Annotated in this window: 15 protein-coding genes; 7 read left to right on the top strand and 8 right to left on the bottom strand. The window is 42.4% G+C overall.

Features of this window, described 5'->3' with window-relative positions; translation table 11 throughout:
• The first annotated feature begins 44 nt into the window (after positions 1–44).
• Both AAEY87_RS05390 and AAEY87_RS05385 read left to right on the top strand, forming a co-directional pair.
• Positions 45–1,064 (top strand): LLM class flavin-dependent oxidoreductase, encoded by a 1,020-nt coding sequence (locus AAEY87_RS05390; protein WP_350656258.1) that lies wholly within the window; start codon positions 45–47, stop codon positions 1,062–1,064.
• Positions 1,065–1,094: 30 nt separating this feature from the next.
• Positions 1,095–1,247 (top strand): hypothetical protein, encoded by a 153-nt coding sequence (locus AAEY87_RS05385; RefSeq protein WP_350656257.1) that lies wholly within the window; start codon positions 1,095–1,097, stop codon positions 1,245–1,247.
• Between the two features lie 113 nt (positions 1,248–1,360).
• Here the strand turns inward: AAEY87_RS05385 and AAEY87_RS05380 are convergent, their stop codons facing one another.
• From AAEY87_RS05380 to ispF, 7 genes are all read right to left on the bottom strand, one after another.
• Positions 1,361–2,389 carry an ornithine cyclodeaminase family protein gene (locus AAEY87_RS05380; RefSeq protein WP_350656256.1) on the bottom strand — a complete coding sequence of 343 codons (1,029 nt, stop codon included), beginning with the start codon at positions 2,387–2,389 and terminating at the stop codon, positions 1,361–1,363.
• Positions 2,390–2,672: 283 nt separating this feature from the next.
• Positions 2,673–3,632: an AEC family transporter gene (locus AAEY87_RS05375; protein ID WP_350656255.1), complete on the bottom strand. Its 960-nt coding sequence runs from the start codon at positions 3,630–3,632 to the stop codon at positions 2,673–2,675.
• 176 nt (positions 3,633–3,808) lie between these two features.
• Positions 3,809–4,018: a ChaB family protein gene (locus AAEY87_RS05370; RefSeq protein WP_068035549.1), complete on the bottom strand. Its 210-nt coding sequence runs from the start codon at positions 4,016–4,018 to the stop codon at positions 3,809–3,811.
• Between the two features lie 216 nt (positions 4,019–4,234).
• Complete coding sequence (gene mnmG, locus AAEY87_RS05365; protein WP_068327390.1) at positions 4,235–6,133, bottom strand: tRNA uridine-5-carboxymethylaminomethyl(34) synthesis enzyme MnmG; 1,899 nt, start codon at positions 6,131–6,133, stop codon at positions 4,235–4,237.
• 294 nt (positions 6,134–6,427) lie between these two features.
• Positions 6,428–7,009, bottom strand: a complete 582-nt coding sequence (locus AAEY87_RS05360) for a hypothetical protein (RefSeq protein ID WP_350656254.1) — start codon at positions 7,007–7,009, stop codon at positions 6,428–6,430.
• Between the two features lie 201 nt (positions 7,010–7,210).
• A complete protein-coding gene (gene grxD / locus AAEY87_RS05355; RefSeq protein ID WP_068035543.1) occupies positions 7,211–7,561 on the bottom strand; it encodes a Grx4 family monothiol glutaredoxin in 351 nt (116 codons plus the stop codon).
• A 135-nt stretch (positions 7,562–7,696) separates the two neighbouring features.
• A complete protein-coding gene (gene ispF, locus AAEY87_RS05350; protein ID WP_068035542.1) occupies positions 7,697–8,200 on the bottom strand; it encodes a 2-C-methyl-D-erythritol 2,4-cyclodiphosphate synthase in 504 nt (167 codons plus the stop codon).
• 385 nt (positions 8,201–8,585) lie between these two features.
• Between ispF and mnmA the strand changes: the two genes are divergently transcribed.
• From mnmA to AAEY87_RS05330, 4 genes are all read left to right on the top strand, one after another.
• On the top strand, positions 8,586–9,698 hold the full coding sequence (gene mnmA / locus AAEY87_RS05345; protein WP_502945452.1) for a tRNA 2-thiouridine(34) synthase MnmA: 1,113 nt from the start codon (positions 8,586–8,588) through the stop codon (positions 9,696–9,698).
• 67 nt (positions 9,699–9,765) lie between these two features.
• Positions 9,766–11,628, top strand: a complete 1,863-nt coding sequence (locus AAEY87_RS05340; RefSeq protein WP_350656253.1) for a hypothetical protein — start codon at positions 9,766–9,768, stop codon at positions 11,626–11,628.
• Positions 11,629–11,782: 154 nt separating this feature from the next.
• Positions 11,783–13,174, top strand: coding sequence for an adenylosuccinate lyase (purB, locus tag AAEY87_RS05335; protein WP_068035536.1), 1,392 nt, complete (start codon positions 11,783–11,785; stop codon positions 13,172–13,174).
• Positions 13,175–13,214: 40 nt separating this feature from the next.
• Positions 13,215–13,844, top strand: coding sequence for a DUF2238 domain-containing protein (locus tag AAEY87_RS05330; protein WP_350656252.1), 630 nt, complete (start codon positions 13,215–13,217; stop codon positions 13,842–13,844).
• A gap of 65 nt (positions 13,845–13,909) precedes the next feature.
• On the opposite strand, the gene AAEY87_RS05325 is transcribed toward AAEY87_RS05330, so the two are convergent.
• Positions 13,910–14,095 (bottom strand): NF038104 family lipoprotein, encoded by a 186-nt coding sequence (locus AAEY87_RS05325; protein ID WP_025653303.1) that lies wholly within the window; start codon positions 14,093–14,095, stop codon positions 13,910–13,912.
• A gap of 152 nt (positions 14,096–14,247) precedes the next feature.
• Between AAEY87_RS05325 and AAEY87_RS05320 the strand changes: the two genes are divergently transcribed.
• The gene (locus AAEY87_RS05320; protein ID WP_350656251.1) at positions 14,248–15,420 is read left to right on the top strand and encodes a JmjC domain-containing protein; all 1,173 of its coding nucleotides are present in this window, start codon (positions 14,248–14,250) and stop codon (positions 15,418–15,420) included.
• Positions 15,421–15,462: the final 42 nt, after the last annotated feature.

The raw sequence follows: 15,462 nt of genomic DNA, 5'->3' as shown, positions 1-15,462 counted from the left end.
AATAATGTCGTTGAGATGCGGCATCATAAAAAAATAGGTGATTTATGAGTAACACAATTCCTTTATCCTTTTTAGATTTAGCTCCCGTTCCTGAAGGTAAAACCATCGCTGAAGGTATCGCCCAGACCGTTGAGACAGCACAACAAGCAGAAGAAGTCGGCTTCAACCGTTACTGGATGGCTGAGCACCACAATATGCCCGGTATCGCTAGTGCAGCGACCTCGGTGCTACTATCGCATATTGGTAGTCAAACTAAGCGCATCCGTATTGGCGCAGGCGGAGTTATGCTTCCCAATCATGCCCCACTTGTCATCGCTGAGCAATTCGGCACCTTGCAAGCGCTATATGGCGACCGTATTGATTTAGGTTTGGGCCGCGCCCCTGGTACAGATGGTGCGACTTTTCAGGCCTTACGTAGGCAAATGAAAGATGCTGAGCGCTTTCCGCAAGATGTACAAGAGTTGATGTACTTCTTGGGTGATGGCACAGATAATAGTCCTGTACAGGCATTCCCTGGAGCCAAATCAAACGTTCCTATTTGGATTTTAGGCTCATCGTTATTTGGTGCCACCCTAGCTGCACATCTAGGACTACCTTATGTGTTTGCTTCTCATTTTGCACCGCAAATGCTCAATCAGGCTATTACTACGTATCGTGAGCAATTCCAGCCTTCGGCTAATTTAGACAAGCCTTATGTCATGGTAGCAGCGAACTTACTACTTGCTGATGACGATGCGACCGCACATTATCACTTTACCTCAGCGCAGCAGAGTTTTGTGCGCTTGCGCCGCGGTGAAACGGGTCAAATGCCAAAACCGACTCATGATATGGATAGGATCTGGAGTCCAGCAGAAAAGATGATGGTAGACAATGCGTTATCGATATCATTCATTGGCTCTGTTGAGACCGTTAAACCGAAGCTTGCTGAGTTCCTTGCGAAATACGAACCAGATGAGCTAATTGTAACGGCGAACGTTTATGATCAGGCAGCACGTTTACGTTCACTTGAACTTACACCTGAGCTAAATTTGTTTACTTTACAACGAGATATGACTCTTGCATAATTAATGATGAACTCTAATGAGATTGTGATCATGGAATCATCTACTTTTATCGGTTCATCAATATTTTTATACATTATCGCATTTATCGCAGTGATGGCACTTGGTGGTTATCTGACGTATCATACTACTGCAAAACGGAAACAGCAGCGAAAAGATAAGCGCGATAGAGATAATTTAAATTAATGCATTCTGAATTAACGTTAAAAAAGCCACCTTCTTAAATAAGAGAAGGTGGCTTTTTTACGGTTCGAACAACTATTATAAGTAACTAAAATACAAAGTGTTTTTAAACAAGATTACCAATCAACTGACGATCCGAGATTTTTTTGTTCAGCCTGTTTTGCGACATATAAAGCAACTGCCGCATCAAAACTTGCCGCACCTACAGACTTAAACAAAGTGACTCCATCAGACTTAGTGGTCTCTTCTTTTAACGCCCCCGTTGCTAACGCTTGCAAATCACCGCTGAGATCATCCCATGTCCATGCACAATCAGAGTTATCATGCGCTTGGATTAAATCGCCTGCTTCGTGACGGCTACCAGCCAAATCATCAACGACAACCATGCTACTGTTTGCAACGACGTCGTTACCGATCTCTTTCATTGTCGCTTGATAGGCGCCTACCGCATTGATGTGTGTATCAGATCTAATTTGATCAATACTAAATAAACCTTCAGTAGCACGCGTTGCTACGTTAATAATATCTGCATCACGGACCGCATCACTTAACTCTGCGCAAACCTTAATTTCAACGTCCCACTGAGTATAATCACGGGCAAAACTCGTTTTAAATTGCTCTGCACCTTTATGATTTCTATTCCATAAATACACTGTTTTAATTTCAGAGCGTACTGTTAATACGGCGTTTAACTGCTCATAGGCCATACCACCACAACCGATAACAGCGACACTTTGGCAATCAGACTTTGCCATATACTTAGTAGCGATACCTGATAAAGCTGCCGTCCGCACCTGCGTAATATAAATGCCATCCATAATCGCTAATATCTCACCGGTATCATTGTTTGATACGGTGATAATAGCAGTGGTCGTTGGCATATCACGACTAGGATTATCAGGGCAAATAGTGACGAGCTTTACGGCAGTGTACTCTTTTTCACCATCATAAATAGTTGCTGGCATTGATAAATGCGAGCCTGAGCTATGCTTCTTATCTTCACTAAAGGTTTCAATGACTAGACGTTCAGGCGCTTTAATCCAATTAGGATGCGCCGCTTGCTGATGTAATAATTCTTCAATGGCATCAATGGCTGCTTGCATATTAAGATGTTCGGTCACTACCGCTTTGTTTAATAACTGCACTATGAGCACTCCTTGCTTATTAAATTTGTGAGTTTATAATCGTATTTATTATAAAGTTATTGTTACTTCCATCTATTCAATACTTAGATACATATCATCATGCCTTTATCTATCAGGCAAGGCAATAGGCGTAACGATAACACTTTAATGCTAAGTTGAAACATCACCCAGTAAATACTATTTTATTAAAAAACATTCAAAATAAAAATCTTGTCAGTTTTTTTAGGTAAATTAAAAAATGCGATTTAAGATAGCTTCTCTAAATTGCCATAATATATGGTTACTACATCCACCCTAAAGCACGTAACATCGCCGCGCCAATCGCCATCCCAAACATCCCTACTACGGTAGTAAAAGCCAAAATATTAGCCGCTAGGATATCGTTACCACCCATTGCTTTTGCCATTACATAACTGGCAGCAGCGGTCGGTGATGCTGCCATTAAAAACAACACCCCCATGTGTACACCCGTCAGCCCAAAGCCCAACCCTACTGTGATAGCGATTATTGGCGCAATAACAATGCGGCCAATACTGGCTTGCATGGATAATCCTGAAGGATGCAGCATCGACTTTAAGTCAATACTAGCACCAGCGCAAATCAGTGCTAATGGCAGTGCTACAGCTGCTAGTAAGTCGCCAGTCGTATGAATGACACCAGTGAGTGGCGGCAACATAAGAGCCTTGTAAGCAAAGGCGGCTAGTAAGGCGATAATTAATGGATTGGTAAATAGTTTTTTGATGATCATGGTACTGCGACTAGCCCACGTATCGTCTACACTCTTTGACACACGGCTGAGGGTAATAACGGCTAAGATATTAAATAATATCGTCACCACACCCATATATACCGCACCGATACTTAAGCCCAGCTCTCCATAGGCGTTAGCAACTGTCGCCAGTCCAATAATAGCCATATTGCTGCGAAATATACCTTGTACAAATACCCCTTGATCCGCTGGACGACTGACAAAACGCTTGGCATAAATTTCTGCACCGATAAATAAGATAAAGGTCACTAAAATACCAGCAACTATCAGCGTGATTTGTTTGCCATAATCAACATCACTATCGACCACACTAAAGAAAAGCAAACATGGCAAACAGTAATTAAATACGAAGCTTGAGGACTGATCGATAAAGGTCTGACTCGCCTCGCCGCGTCTTTGCATAAAAAAGCCCAATCCCATTAAAGCAAGGTTGGGCAGTACAATAGTAATCGCAAAAACAATGGCTTCGATCATAGATAAGCTCGGATCAGCAATATGCCCAAAGCTATGTTTTCAAAGCCATGAGCATATACTTGTTATAGGTCGGATTAGGGTGTATTTGTGAATGTTCAACACGCCCTAAATATTGGAAGATTAAAATGTTATAGAGTGCTGCATTATAGAATGAGACATTACAGTGTAGTGCATATCTATTTATGATCTGGTTTTTTTACCCATTTACCGTCAGAATTTTTTTCATAGACATTCTCAACGGCTGCCCATGCGGTAGCAAACCAACGTGACTCCTCATCATACTGTTTACTCGCACTATTGAACGCCGCACGAAAGATTTCTTGTGCGTGTTTGGGTAAGTTGTCTTTTACCGCATCCGGTAAGTCTGATAATTTATCATAAGGCATAAAAGCATTCCTTGTCTGTAATCGACTAACGCCATTATCTTTAACAATCCTATTCTACCTATTATTTGTTCTCAAAACAGAATAGAGCAGTATTATGCTGTTTTTAAATTGTTAAGAGCACTGTTATGCGCTTGACCATAAAAAGAACCCATAACGAAACAACGTTATGAGCTCTTTTTAAGATTCTTTACTCAGTGTTCTTTTTTTAGTGATGTTTTACGACAAATTCAAAGCTGCTGCGACTTTTTTGTGCTTTTTGACTGTCATGGCTAATAATTGAATAGCCGCAGGAGTCACACCACTCACGCGCCCAGCTTGGGCAAGCGTAGCAGGACGTACTTGCGTTAGCTTTTGCACAATCTCATTTGATAGCCCTGACACGATACTATAGTCAAAATCGATTGGCAGCGCCGTATTCTCTAAGCGCTTCATTTGATCAATATCTTCTTGCTGACGATCAATGTAGCCGGCGTACTTGACAGAAATTTCAATCTGCTCACCCACCTGTGCAGCGACTTGCGAATCAGTAATAGCAGCGATATCAGCAAAGTGAATCTGCGGACGTTTCAGCAAATCAAAAGCAGTCGCTTCTTTGCTAAGTATTTCGCCTGTTTGCTCAGTGACTTTTTGTCCCAAAGCATTCGCAGGCGTTGCCCACATGTCTTTTAGGCGTGAGGATTCTGTAGCGATGGCTTCCATTTTTTGTTGATAAGCTTGCCAACGCACGTCATCAACCAAGCCAAGTTTACGACCAGTCTCAGTCAAGCGTTGATCCGCATTATCTTCACGTAGTAATAAGCGATACTCTGCACGGCTAGTAAACATACGATACGGCTCAGTAGTGCCATGAGTGATCAGATCATCGACAAGCACGCCAAGATAAGCTTCATCACGGCGCGGTGTCCAAGTTTCAAACTCACTATTATTAGTGGTCACTAACGCCGCATTCGTCCCTGCTAGCAGACCCTGCACGCCCGCTTCTTCATAGCCAGTCGTACCGTTGATTTGACCCGCAAAGTACAGGCGATCAATAGATTTGGTCTCAAGCGTCGGCTTTAGATTTTGTGGATCAAAATAATCATATTCAATCGCATAACCGGGACGGGTAATATGCGCATTCTCTAGACCTTTCATACTATGAATAAAGTCTAGTTGCACATCAAATGGTAAGCTGGTCGAGATGCCGTTTGGATACAGCTCATGCGTGGTCAGACCTTCTGGCTCGATAAAGATTTGATGGCTGTCTTTATCGGCAAAGCGGTGAATTTTATCTTCAATCGATGGACAATAACGTGGACCCACGCCTTCGATTTTGCCAGAGAACATCGGCGAGCGGTCTAAATTCTCACGGATAATGTCATGGGTACGCGCATTAGTATGCGTAATATAGCAATTGACCTGCTCAGGATGCATAGAGACATCACCCATGTAGCTCATCACTGGCAACGGTGTATCACCGGGCTGTACGGTCATCACACTAAAGTCAACGCTACGCGCATCGATACGAGCGGGCGTGCCTGTCTTTAGACGACCTACTGGCAATTTGAGCTCACGCAAACGGTCTGCCAATTTAATGGAAGGCTGATCCCCTGCTCGTCCGCCTTTTGAGTTCTCAAGACCGATGTGAATAACACCGCCTAAGAATGTACCTGAAGTCAGTACAACAGTTTCAGTCTTAAAGATAATGCCTGTCGAGGTGACAACCGCAGTCGCACGACCGTTTTCTACCAAAATATCATCAGCACCTTGTTGGAATAAATCAAGATTGGGCTGGTTTTCAAGCGTCTCACGAATGGCGGCTTTGTACAAAATACGATCCGCTTGCGCACGGGTGGCACGTACTGCAGCACCTTTGCGACTATTCAATACGCGAAACTGGATACCTGCCTTGTCGGTTGCCAATGCCATAGCACCACCCAACGCATCAATCTCACGTACTAAATGTGATTTGCCGATACCGCCAATCGCCGGATTACAGCTCATCTGACCGAGCGTCTCAATATTATGCGTCAACAGCAAGGTCTGCGCGCCCATACGTGCGGCTGCCAGAGCAGCTTCGGTACCGGCGTGACCGCCACCGATGACTACCACGTCGTAATGTTTTGGATATTGCATGCATGCCTCGCTTGAATGACGATGTTTATAGCGACAAGTTACCAATTACTGAATATAACTTGTCGCGTGATAAAAGGGCGTCAATCGTATTTTAAGAACGGATAAGATAAGTTGTTAGAAATCTTTAAAAGCAAAAGAAACTAAATAGATAACTGGCAATTATAACAATTTTTTGCTGCTTAAAAAACGTTACGGTAAAAACTATTAAAATTAACCTATGGCCTTAAAAGTTAGGCCATAAGAGCCATCTCATTAAAGTTTAATTGTCATTGCTACAATCGTTATCATTCTGGTTTAGCTTAGATTGTTACCAGGACTAAGCGGTACAATGCGATCTGCGTGACCACTACCTAGCATATGCTGACTACCATAACCCTCTGGGTTAATTTGCAAGTAGGCATTCATCTGCCCAATGGCATCACCATCATCACTTGCTAAAATCTGCTCTTTAATCAGTTCAACTGGTGGCAGTGGTAAGTTTTTGAGTAATGCCAAGCGCTGATCGTTATCGCCTTTATTGACGACCAGTTCAATCAGTTGACGCGCATCAATTGGTAAATCTGGCGTGTTTTGCGCCATCAATGCTAGGTGATAAGCACCCGCCGTATCTTGATCCGCAATGACACGTTGTTCGATAGCGACATATGTACTCTCAGTCGCACCACCTGCCACACTAAGCTGATGGATACATTTGAGTGCTGAATTCGGCTCATTGCCCGCCATATCAATAATACGCGTAGATTCATTTTTTAGGTGTTCACGGCGCTTTTCGATAGCAGCTTGCTCGATCGCTTCTTGTTGCTCACTTTGCTGATCGTTTTTTTGGTCAATGGCTTGCTGTTCGGTTAATTCACTATTATTTAATTGATTATTCATAAGTATCTCTTATTATTTAAACTGGATTTATCTTGAACACTATATGGGGCTAAAACCTATAAAAACAACCAATTACCAAGACAATAAAAAACCCGAGTAACCATTCCAATTTATTAGGAAAGGCTACTCGGGTTTGCTTGGCTTCAATATTGTGGGGCGTTTATTTAGACATTAATACAGTCCAATACAAGCGCTCAAACATTAAGCAGCAGGGCTGTTTGCTTCAACCAATGGCTTAAGCTCGCCTGATTGATACATCTCTAAAATGATATCTGACCCGCCCATCAACTCACCATCAATCCATAATTGCGGGAAAGTTGGCCAATTGGCAATTTTTGGCAAAGTTGCACGAATTTCTGGATTTTCTAAAATATTTACAAACGCAAATGGACGACCGATTTGGGTCAACACTTCGATAGAGCGTGCTGAAAAACCACACTGCGGGAATTGCGGCGTACCTTTCATATATAAGATAACTTTATTATCTTTAATTTGATCACGAATCAGTTGTTCAACATCGTTTGCAGCGGTATTTGGGGTTTGCTCACTCATAAAAGCTCCTATTGATAAAGCGGTTCATTGAAAATGATTATTTATATTACAAAATAGTTATATGGAGATATGGTTGATACATGGGGCGATTGCCACTGTATTACAAGCAAAATCTATATATTGGTTCAACAATCGTTATTTAGGATCGACGACATTAGGGACTAATAATACCACGGCATTGGCCATGATACCCTCTTGCCGACCGGTAAAGCCTAATTTTTCAGTTGTGGTGGCTTTGATGCTGACATTATTGACTGCTGTTTGCAAATCACTAGCAATGTTTTCGCGCATCGCTTGGCTATGTGGTGCAAGTTTTGGACGTTCACACATCACGGTAATGTCAGCGTTACCCAGCATGTAGCCTGCCTCTTGTACCTTGCTATAGACATAGCGTAGCAATACTCGCGAGTCCATACCCGCATGTGCCGCGTCAGTATCAGGGAAATGCTGGCCAATATCGCCAAGCGCTAATGCGCCAAGCAGTGCATCCGCGAGCGCGTGCAGTACTACATCACCATCAGAGTGGGCTAGGAGACTATGGCTATGCTCGATAGGCACGCCTGCTAATATAACATATTGCTGCTGCTGACCATTATTATGAAAAGCATGCACATCAATACCTTGACCAATTTTTATCATTATTATTCCAAATTAAAGATGATTAAAATAATTCAAAACTACTATCTGAATTTTCAAAGCGGTTTTGTCGGCTCTAAGATGCCATAGCTCGCCACCAGTTTCAATTAGCTGGTATAATATGACGCTTATTTTATCATATTACCTAGTCCAAGAGATAAGTCCAAAAGATGAAATGACCCTATCAACTTACTAAGCCTATTGACCTTAGGTGTTGTCTTCATTTCAGTAGTACTTCAAACTTTGGACAAGGTATAAAAAGTTGAGCCGTTCTATGTCAGTCATGCCAAATATATCAAGCATACCAGTTTCTGATTCTTTCAGCGCCCAGCGCCCTTTGACGCTCGCTGATATCGACAATCCTAGCAGCAAACATGTAATTGTTGGCATGTCAGGTGGGGTCGATTCTTCCGTGTCTGCCGTTTTGCTCCAGCAAGCAGGCTTTAAGGTGGAAGGTCTATTTATGAAAAATTGGGAAGAAGATGACGGCACCGAATACTGTACCGCAATGGACGATTTAGCAGACGCGCAAGCCGTATGTGACAAAATTGGTATGAAGCTGCACACGGCCAACTTTGCCATGGAATACTGGGATCGGGTTTTTGAGCACTTCTTAGCGGAATATAAAGCTGGACGCACGCCCAATCCTGACATCTTGTGCAATAAAGAGATTAAATTCAAAGCGTTTTTAGACTATGCCTTGACCCTTGGCGCCGATTATATTGCCACCGGTCACTATACCCGCCGCAGTGTGAACTACAAAAATGATGATGGCGTAGAAGTTGCACAGCTATTGCGTGGCCTAGATAACAACAAAGACCAAAGCTACTTTTTACATGCGGTTGGCGGCGACAAAATTGCCAAGACCTTGTTCCCAGTTGGTGAGCTTGAAAAACCAGTCGTACGTCAAATCGCTGAAGAACATGATTTAGCTACCGCTAAAAAGAAAGACTCTACGGGTATTTGCTTTATCGGTGAGCGTCGTTTTAAAGACTTTTTACAGCAGTACTTGCCTGCCCAAAAAGGCGACATTATCACTGACGACAATATAGTGATTGGTACTCATGATGGGTTGATGTATTACACGTTAGGTCAGCGTGGCGGTATCGGTATCGGCGGTGTTAAAGACCGTCCAGAAGAGCCATGGTTTGTACTAGCAAAAGATTTGGACAAAAACCGTCTAATCGTCGGTCAAGGACATGAACATCCGATGCTCATGAGTAATGAGCTGCAAGCTTATAAGCTCGACTGGATTGATGGTCTGCCCCCTACGGATATATTTGGCGCTGAAGGCTTACGTTGCATGGCAAAATCACGCTATCGTCAACCAGATCAAGCCTGCTATGTATTTGCAACCAATACAGACGGCAGTGAAGTCCGAGTCGTATTTGACGAACTGCAACGTGCAGTCACTCCAGGTCAATCAGCAGTATTCTATATTGACGAGGTATGTTTAGGCGGCGGCGTGATTGCATCCATTGATGCGCCTTGTGGGTTTTAAGACTAATAATTACTTATCAACGTTCGTTATCAACTAATATTTTTTAGATATGCTTGTAGGATATTTCATGACTGGCCGTTTCATTTCTGTTTTTAATATTGTAAAACCTTATTCAATATGGAAAAAACATGTCCTTGCTTTCGTCGTTATTACTACTACACCTTTAATTGCACAAGCTAACCCTACAGGTTTTGGAACATTTACTCGCGACACAAATACAATCGCAGGCAGTATTGCTTCAGGTACTTACAGAACAGCAGCAAATGCTACTGGTAAGTTTAAGGTTACCGCAGGACCGTCAAACGGTTATAACGGCTCTAGTGTTACAGTTGGAGGTAATGGTGTTGAGATTAAGAGTGATGCAAATACTACTACTGACAAAGATAAGTTTACCTATACGATAACTATTACGCCTGATGACATCACATCTTTACATACCATAAAAATTGGTCAAACCAGCTATACCACAGGTGGTAACTCTGAAATTGCCCGCCAAACACTAAGTTTTACTAGAAACACTCAGATCAATCTGCCTGTACAAGCGACGGTTAGAGAAAACCCCGATGTTGGCTACTTTTTTGGTGCCATGGGTGATTACTTTATGGGTAAAAAACTGGCAAGAAATAGCTTTAGTTCTAATAATACGCTAAGTCGGCCACAGCTACGCTTCGATAGCTCAAATGGTGGGGATAGTGGTTTATATTATTACGGAATCACTGCGCTTAACGGTAGCGGCAATAGCAGCTCGTTTACGCCTACTACCAATGCTAATGGACAAGTATCTTTTGCATCTGGTCAAAAAAGAGGTACCTTGCCCCCTACGCCTACCTTTACCAATATTCTAAAAGAAACCTCTACCAACCCCAATAACCAAAACACATACGCTGCTCTCAATACCAGCACCGTTATCCCTAATAACGGTAGCTACGTCAGCTATGGTGTTGAAAACTCAAAAAGCAATTATGTAATCGCAGTCAGGAATGCAGAGTCGGTAACTTTAACGTACGAAGGCATCATGAGAGGCAATAGTGCACTTGAAGCTGACGTGGTGGGTGAGACTTATAACGAATGGATTAGCTTTGGAGTAGAGAGCGAACCTTTATATACCTTTTCAGGTACAGTATTTAATGATAATGGCGGTATAGACGATAATAACGCAAATGCTAGTACTATCGGTGGTATGTATAATAATGCGGATTACTTCAACGGAATATTTAATACAACTGAGAAAGGGATTACAGGCAGTACTATAAGACTGGTAAATGATTGTGCTAACCCTACTATAGAATACGCATCCCAAACCTTGACATCAACGGATGCCAATCAAATTGGCAAATATCAATTTAATATACTTCCGAGTACTATTGGTAATAGAAGTTCAGTATGCATTATCGAAACACGTCCCAATACTAGCTATCCTATCCGTACTAGTAGTGAGAAAAAGACTGTCTCATTGGCAGCGAGTACCTATAACTATCCAAGTAACGACTTCGGTAGAGTCATTGACCAGAATGCAGCTTTAGTGCTGGAAAAAGAGCAAGCTGCTAACGACTGTAAAACTACTGATATTACTACTCTAACTTATAGCAAAGACCCTCTTTCTAGCTCTGAAACTGGCTCTGGCGCAAATGTTAGACCTGGACAATGCATCGCTTACAAGATCACTGCGACCAATCGTGCCAATATTGATATTAACAATTTTGTAATGCGAGACGTTCTACAGAAAAAAGGTGACAACAAGGCTATGGTGACGTCAAAACTAGCTAACCCAAGTTATCAAGCAAGCGACTATGCTACTGATAGTGTACCTGTCGGCGAAAACGGAACGGTGAAAACAGTATCTTTAAGTTTAGGTGCAAGATCTAATCGTAGTTTTTACTTTAATACTCAATATGGTTCAACACAATCAGATACAACCAATACACCTTAAATATGAAGCTATATGAATAGGCGGGTTTTTTAAACCCGTATTTCTGCTATATTACGCTCAATTATTTCAACCACACTTTTTATGACGATTTTTCTTAGCTAGACTTTTGAAGTTTCTCATAATTTTTAATCTCCATAACTATCGAGGCATGACTATGACTCCACTTACCGCACTATCCCCAATTGATGGCCGTTACGCATCTAAAGCTGACAGCTTACGCCCTTACTTGTCTGAGTTCGGTCTAATTAAAGCTCGCGTCACCGTTGAGATCCGTTGGTTACAATCTTTGGCAGATAATAGTGCAATTGGTGAATTAGCAGCATTTGATGCAGATACCAATGCCTTTTTAAACAGCATTGTTGACGACTTTAGCGAAGCGGATGCGCAAGCGATTAAAGATATCGAAGCGACAACCAATCACGATGTAAAAGCGGTCGAGTACTTTATTAAAGACAAATTCCGTGGTCAGGATGCTTTAGTTGACTCACTAGAATTTATTCACTTTGCCTGTACCAGTGAAGATATCAATAACTTGTCATATGCGTTGATGTTAAAAGACAGCCGCGAGATTGTGGTTGCCAAAATGCAGCAAGTAACCGATAGCATCGTTGACTTGGCGATTACTCATGCTGACCAACCGATGTTGTCACGTACCCATGGTCAAACCGCCAGTCCAACCACGCTTGGTAAAGAGATGGCGAACGTGGCTTATCGCTTAGCTCGTCAAATCAAACAAATCGGTCAAGTTGAACTATTGGGTAAAATTAATGGTGCGGTTGGTAACTACAACGCTCACTTCTCAGCCTATCCTGATGTTGATTGGCAGACCCATGCAGAGCAATTCATTAATGAGCGTTTAGAGCTGACCTTTAATCCTTATACCACGCAAATTGAGCCACATGACTACATCGCTGAATTGTTTGATGTGGTAAGACGCTTCAATACCATCTTGATCGATTTTAACCGTGATATTTGGCAGTATATTAGCTTAGGCTATTTCAAGCAGCGTCTAAAAGATGGTGAGGTTGGTTCATCAACGATGCCGCATAAAGTCAATCCGATTGATTTTGAAAACTCAGAAGGTAACTTGGGCGTTGCCAATGCGATGTTGGCACATTTGGGTGAGAAGCTTCCAATCTCACGTATGCAGCGTGATTTATCAGACTCAACCGTACTACGTAATATCGGTGTTGGTCTGGCACAAAGCATGATTGCATTTGATGCTTGTTTAAAAGGCGTTGGTAAGTTAGAGCTGAACGCACAGCGCTTGAATGACGACCTTGACCAAGCACAAGAAGTATTGGCTGAGCCGATTCAAACGGTCATGCGTCGCTACCGTGTTGAGAACCCTTATGAGAAGCTTAAAGCCTTAACTCGTGGTAATGCCATGACTCGCGAAGCGATGTTGACATTCGTTGAAAGTGACGAGCTGGCAGCTGTTTCAGATAGCGATAAAGCACGTCTACGTGAGATGACTCCAGCGACCTATATCGGTAATGCGGCTGAGCAAGCACGTACGATTAAAGAATGGATTGCTAAGCTTTAATCATTAGCTATCGATAACAGTTAACAAAAAAAGCGTGCAAATGCATCGAAACTTTAACTCTGTCATTGTCAGTACTGTTGCGGTATTTATCGTCATAGTACTGGCAAGTATTGAGCCTCTAAAGTGGTCAAGCTACCTATTCCATCAATTAGGCACGTTGCTGTTTTTGGGATTAATGACATTAGCATACCGCTACTGGCATATTAGCTCGCGCTCTTATGTGCTCGCTGCAATATTTTTAATTATCCACATTATAGGTGCGCGCTATCTATATTCGTATGTGCCCTACGATGATTGGACAGAGCAGCTATTCGGTGTACATTTAAGCGAGTTGTTTGGTTGGCAGCGCAATATGTATGACAGGCTGGTGCATTTTAGCTATGGATTGTTGCTATTTTCTGCGATGGTTGAGATCTCAAAGTCCATCTTTAAGGTTCAATCAGTCAAACTTTTAATCGCTATTGCACTCATGATTAATATGTCATCAAGCCTACTCTATGAGCTACTAGAATGGGGTATTGCAACGACCTTATCACCAGAGGCAGCAGAAGCTTATAATGGTCAGCAAGGTGATATTTGGGATGCCCACAAGGACATGGCGTTAGCACTCCTCGGTGGGCTGATTGCAGCAGGTATTCTTTTATTTCAAGCTTCTACTTCAGAATCGTAGCTTTAGCAATAACCGTTAAATAACAGCCTTTTAGAACAGACACAAAATGGTTGTCATAGAATAAATTAATCGTCTTTTTTGTCGTCATCACTATCGCCCGGTATGATGGCTTTACCGACAGCGACTGTGCCTTTTACCACGCCTTTGGTGGTTTTATAAGCGACTTTAGCAGGTACGGTCACAATCTTATGGACACAGGCTTGTAATAAAAACACGCTAGCGATGATGACGATAAAATGTAATTTTTTCATAAATTTCCTACGATTGATGGGATTTTCTGACAGTAGCTATTGATACTGTAATGCTCACTATCAGATAGGCGATAATCATAAACTATTAAAACCTTCCTATAAAGCACTCCTCACTATTAATCTTATACCCATTTTTAGATATGGATTTATCAATGACCTCAATTCCACTTTGTTTACCCGATTCTATTACTCCTGAGCAATTCTTGAACGAGTATTGGCAAAAAAAACCATTACTTATTAAGCAAGGTTTACCACAGTTAGTCGGCATGTTCGAGTCAGAAGACATGCTTGGCCTTGCCCTTGAAGAAGACGCTTCAGTGCGCCTACTGACCCAAGCCGCGAGCAAGCAAAAAGGCCTGCCACAGTGGCAGCTTAAAAAAAGCCCATTGGCTGAAACTGATTTTGATAACTTACCAGAACAATGGACAGTGCTGGTTCAGAATATGGAACAGTGGTCACCTGAGCTTGGACAGTTATGGCAGGCATTTGACTTTATTCCGCAATGGCAGCGTGACGACATTATGGTCTCATATGCACCCAAAGGCGGCTCGGTGGGCAAGCACTATGACGATTATGATGTGTTTTTAGCGCAAGGGTTTGGGTCCCGGCGTTGGCAGCTCGGCAAATTCTGTGATAAGAGCACTGAGTTTGTCGCAGATGAGCCGATTCGATTATTTGATGATATGGGCGAGATCATCTTTGATGAGATACTAGAAGCTGGTGATGTGCTCTATGTACCGCCAAAACTCTCGCATTTTGGGGTTGCTCAAGATGACTGCCTAACATTCTCTTTTGGCTGTCGTCGTCCAAACTTAATGCAAATTATTGATAGCCTAGCTGATATCGCCACCAATGATAGTGACTTATTTATCCCAATGTTATTGCCACAAACGATGCAAGCGTCAGGTGAATTGCAAGCAGATAGTATTGATGCGATTAAAGACCAGTTATTGCAAATGCTGCAATCTGAGCGTGGCGACGATATCATTCATCAAGCAGTGTCGGAAGTCGTGAGCAAACGTCAATATGATGCGCTGGTACCCGAAGAAACGGTAGATACTGATGAGCTAATGCAAGCCTTATCAGAAGGTGCAACGCTGCAAGCCGACTATAGCAATCGCCTACTCTATAGCCAAACCAATGATGGCATCACGCTGTATGCCAATGGTCAGGGTATCGATGGTCTGGATGATTCGACAAAGGCTGTCCTTGTACGTTTAGCCAATGGTGAGCATTTATACAGTCAAGACGTCAAGAATGTCGATTCAGACGATTTGAGCGAATGGCTGGAGAATGGCTGGGTCTGGATTGATTATCCTGAATAATTTTTAGGACATGCTCTAGTCAGCTCATACAAAATCAACTTC

This window comes from Psychrobacter sp. S1-30-MNA-CIBAN-0213 (assembly GCF_040309845.1).
Classification (GTDB): domain Bacteria; phylum Pseudomonadota; class Gammaproteobacteria; order Pseudomonadales; family Moraxellaceae; genus Psychrobacter.
The sequence above is the reverse complement of the archived record's forward strand: the minus strand, read 5'-3'. Positions and strand labels throughout refer to the sequence as shown.

Bases quoted from the DNA above. Each gene is read 5' to 3' on its own strand.
- AAEY87_RS05390 (WP_350656258.1), top strand. From the start codon at position 45: ATGAGTAACACAATTCCTTTATCCTTTTTAGATTTAGCTCCCGTTCCT.
- AAEY87_RS05385 (WP_350656257.1), top strand. From the start codon at position 1,095: ATGGAATCATCTACTTTTATCGGTTCATCAATATTTTTATACATTATC.
- AAEY87_RS05375 (WP_350656255.1), bottom strand. From the start codon at position 3,632: ATGATCGAAGCCATTGTTTTTGCGATTACTATTGTACTGCCCAACCTT.
- AAEY87_RS05370 (WP_068035549.1), bottom strand. From the start codon at position 4,018: ATGCCTTATGATAAATTATCAGACTTACCGGATGCGGTAAAAGACAAC.
- mnmG (WP_068327390.1), bottom strand. From the start codon at position 6,133: ATGCAATATCCAAAACATTACGACGTGGTAGTCATCGGTGGCGGTCAC.
- AAEY87_RS05360 (WP_350656254.1), bottom strand. From the start codon at position 7,009: ATGAATAATCAATTAAATAATAGTGAATTAACCGAACAGCAAGCCATT.
- grxD (WP_068035543.1), bottom strand. From the start codon at position 7,561: ATGAGTGAGCAAACCCCAAATACCGCTGCAAACGATGTTGAACAACTG.
- ispF (WP_068035542.1), bottom strand. From the start codon at position 8,200: ATGATAAAAATTGGTCAAGGTATTGATGTGCATGCTTTTCATAATAAT.
- mnmA (WP_502945452.1), top strand. From the start codon at position 8,586: ATGTCAGGTGGGGTCGATTCTTCCGTGTCTGCCGTTTTGCTCCAGCAA.
- AAEY87_RS05340 (WP_350656253.1), top strand. From the start codon at position 9,766: ATGACTGGCCGTTTCATTTCTGTTTTTAATATTGTAAAACCTTATTCA.
- purB (WP_068035536.1), top strand. From the start codon at position 11,783: ATGACTCCACTTACCGCACTATCCCCAATTGATGGCCGTTACGCATCT.
- AAEY87_RS05330 (WP_350656252.1), top strand. From the start codon at position 13,215: ATGCATCGAAACTTTAACTCTGTCATTGTCAGTACTGTTGCGGTATTT.
- AAEY87_RS05325 (WP_025653303.1), bottom strand. From the start codon at position 14,095: ATGAAAAAATTACATTTTATCGTCATCATCGCTAGCGTGTTTTTATTA.
- AAEY87_RS05320 (WP_350656251.1), top strand. From the start codon at position 14,248: ATGACCTCAATTCCACTTTGTTTACCCGATTCTATTACTCCTGAGCAA.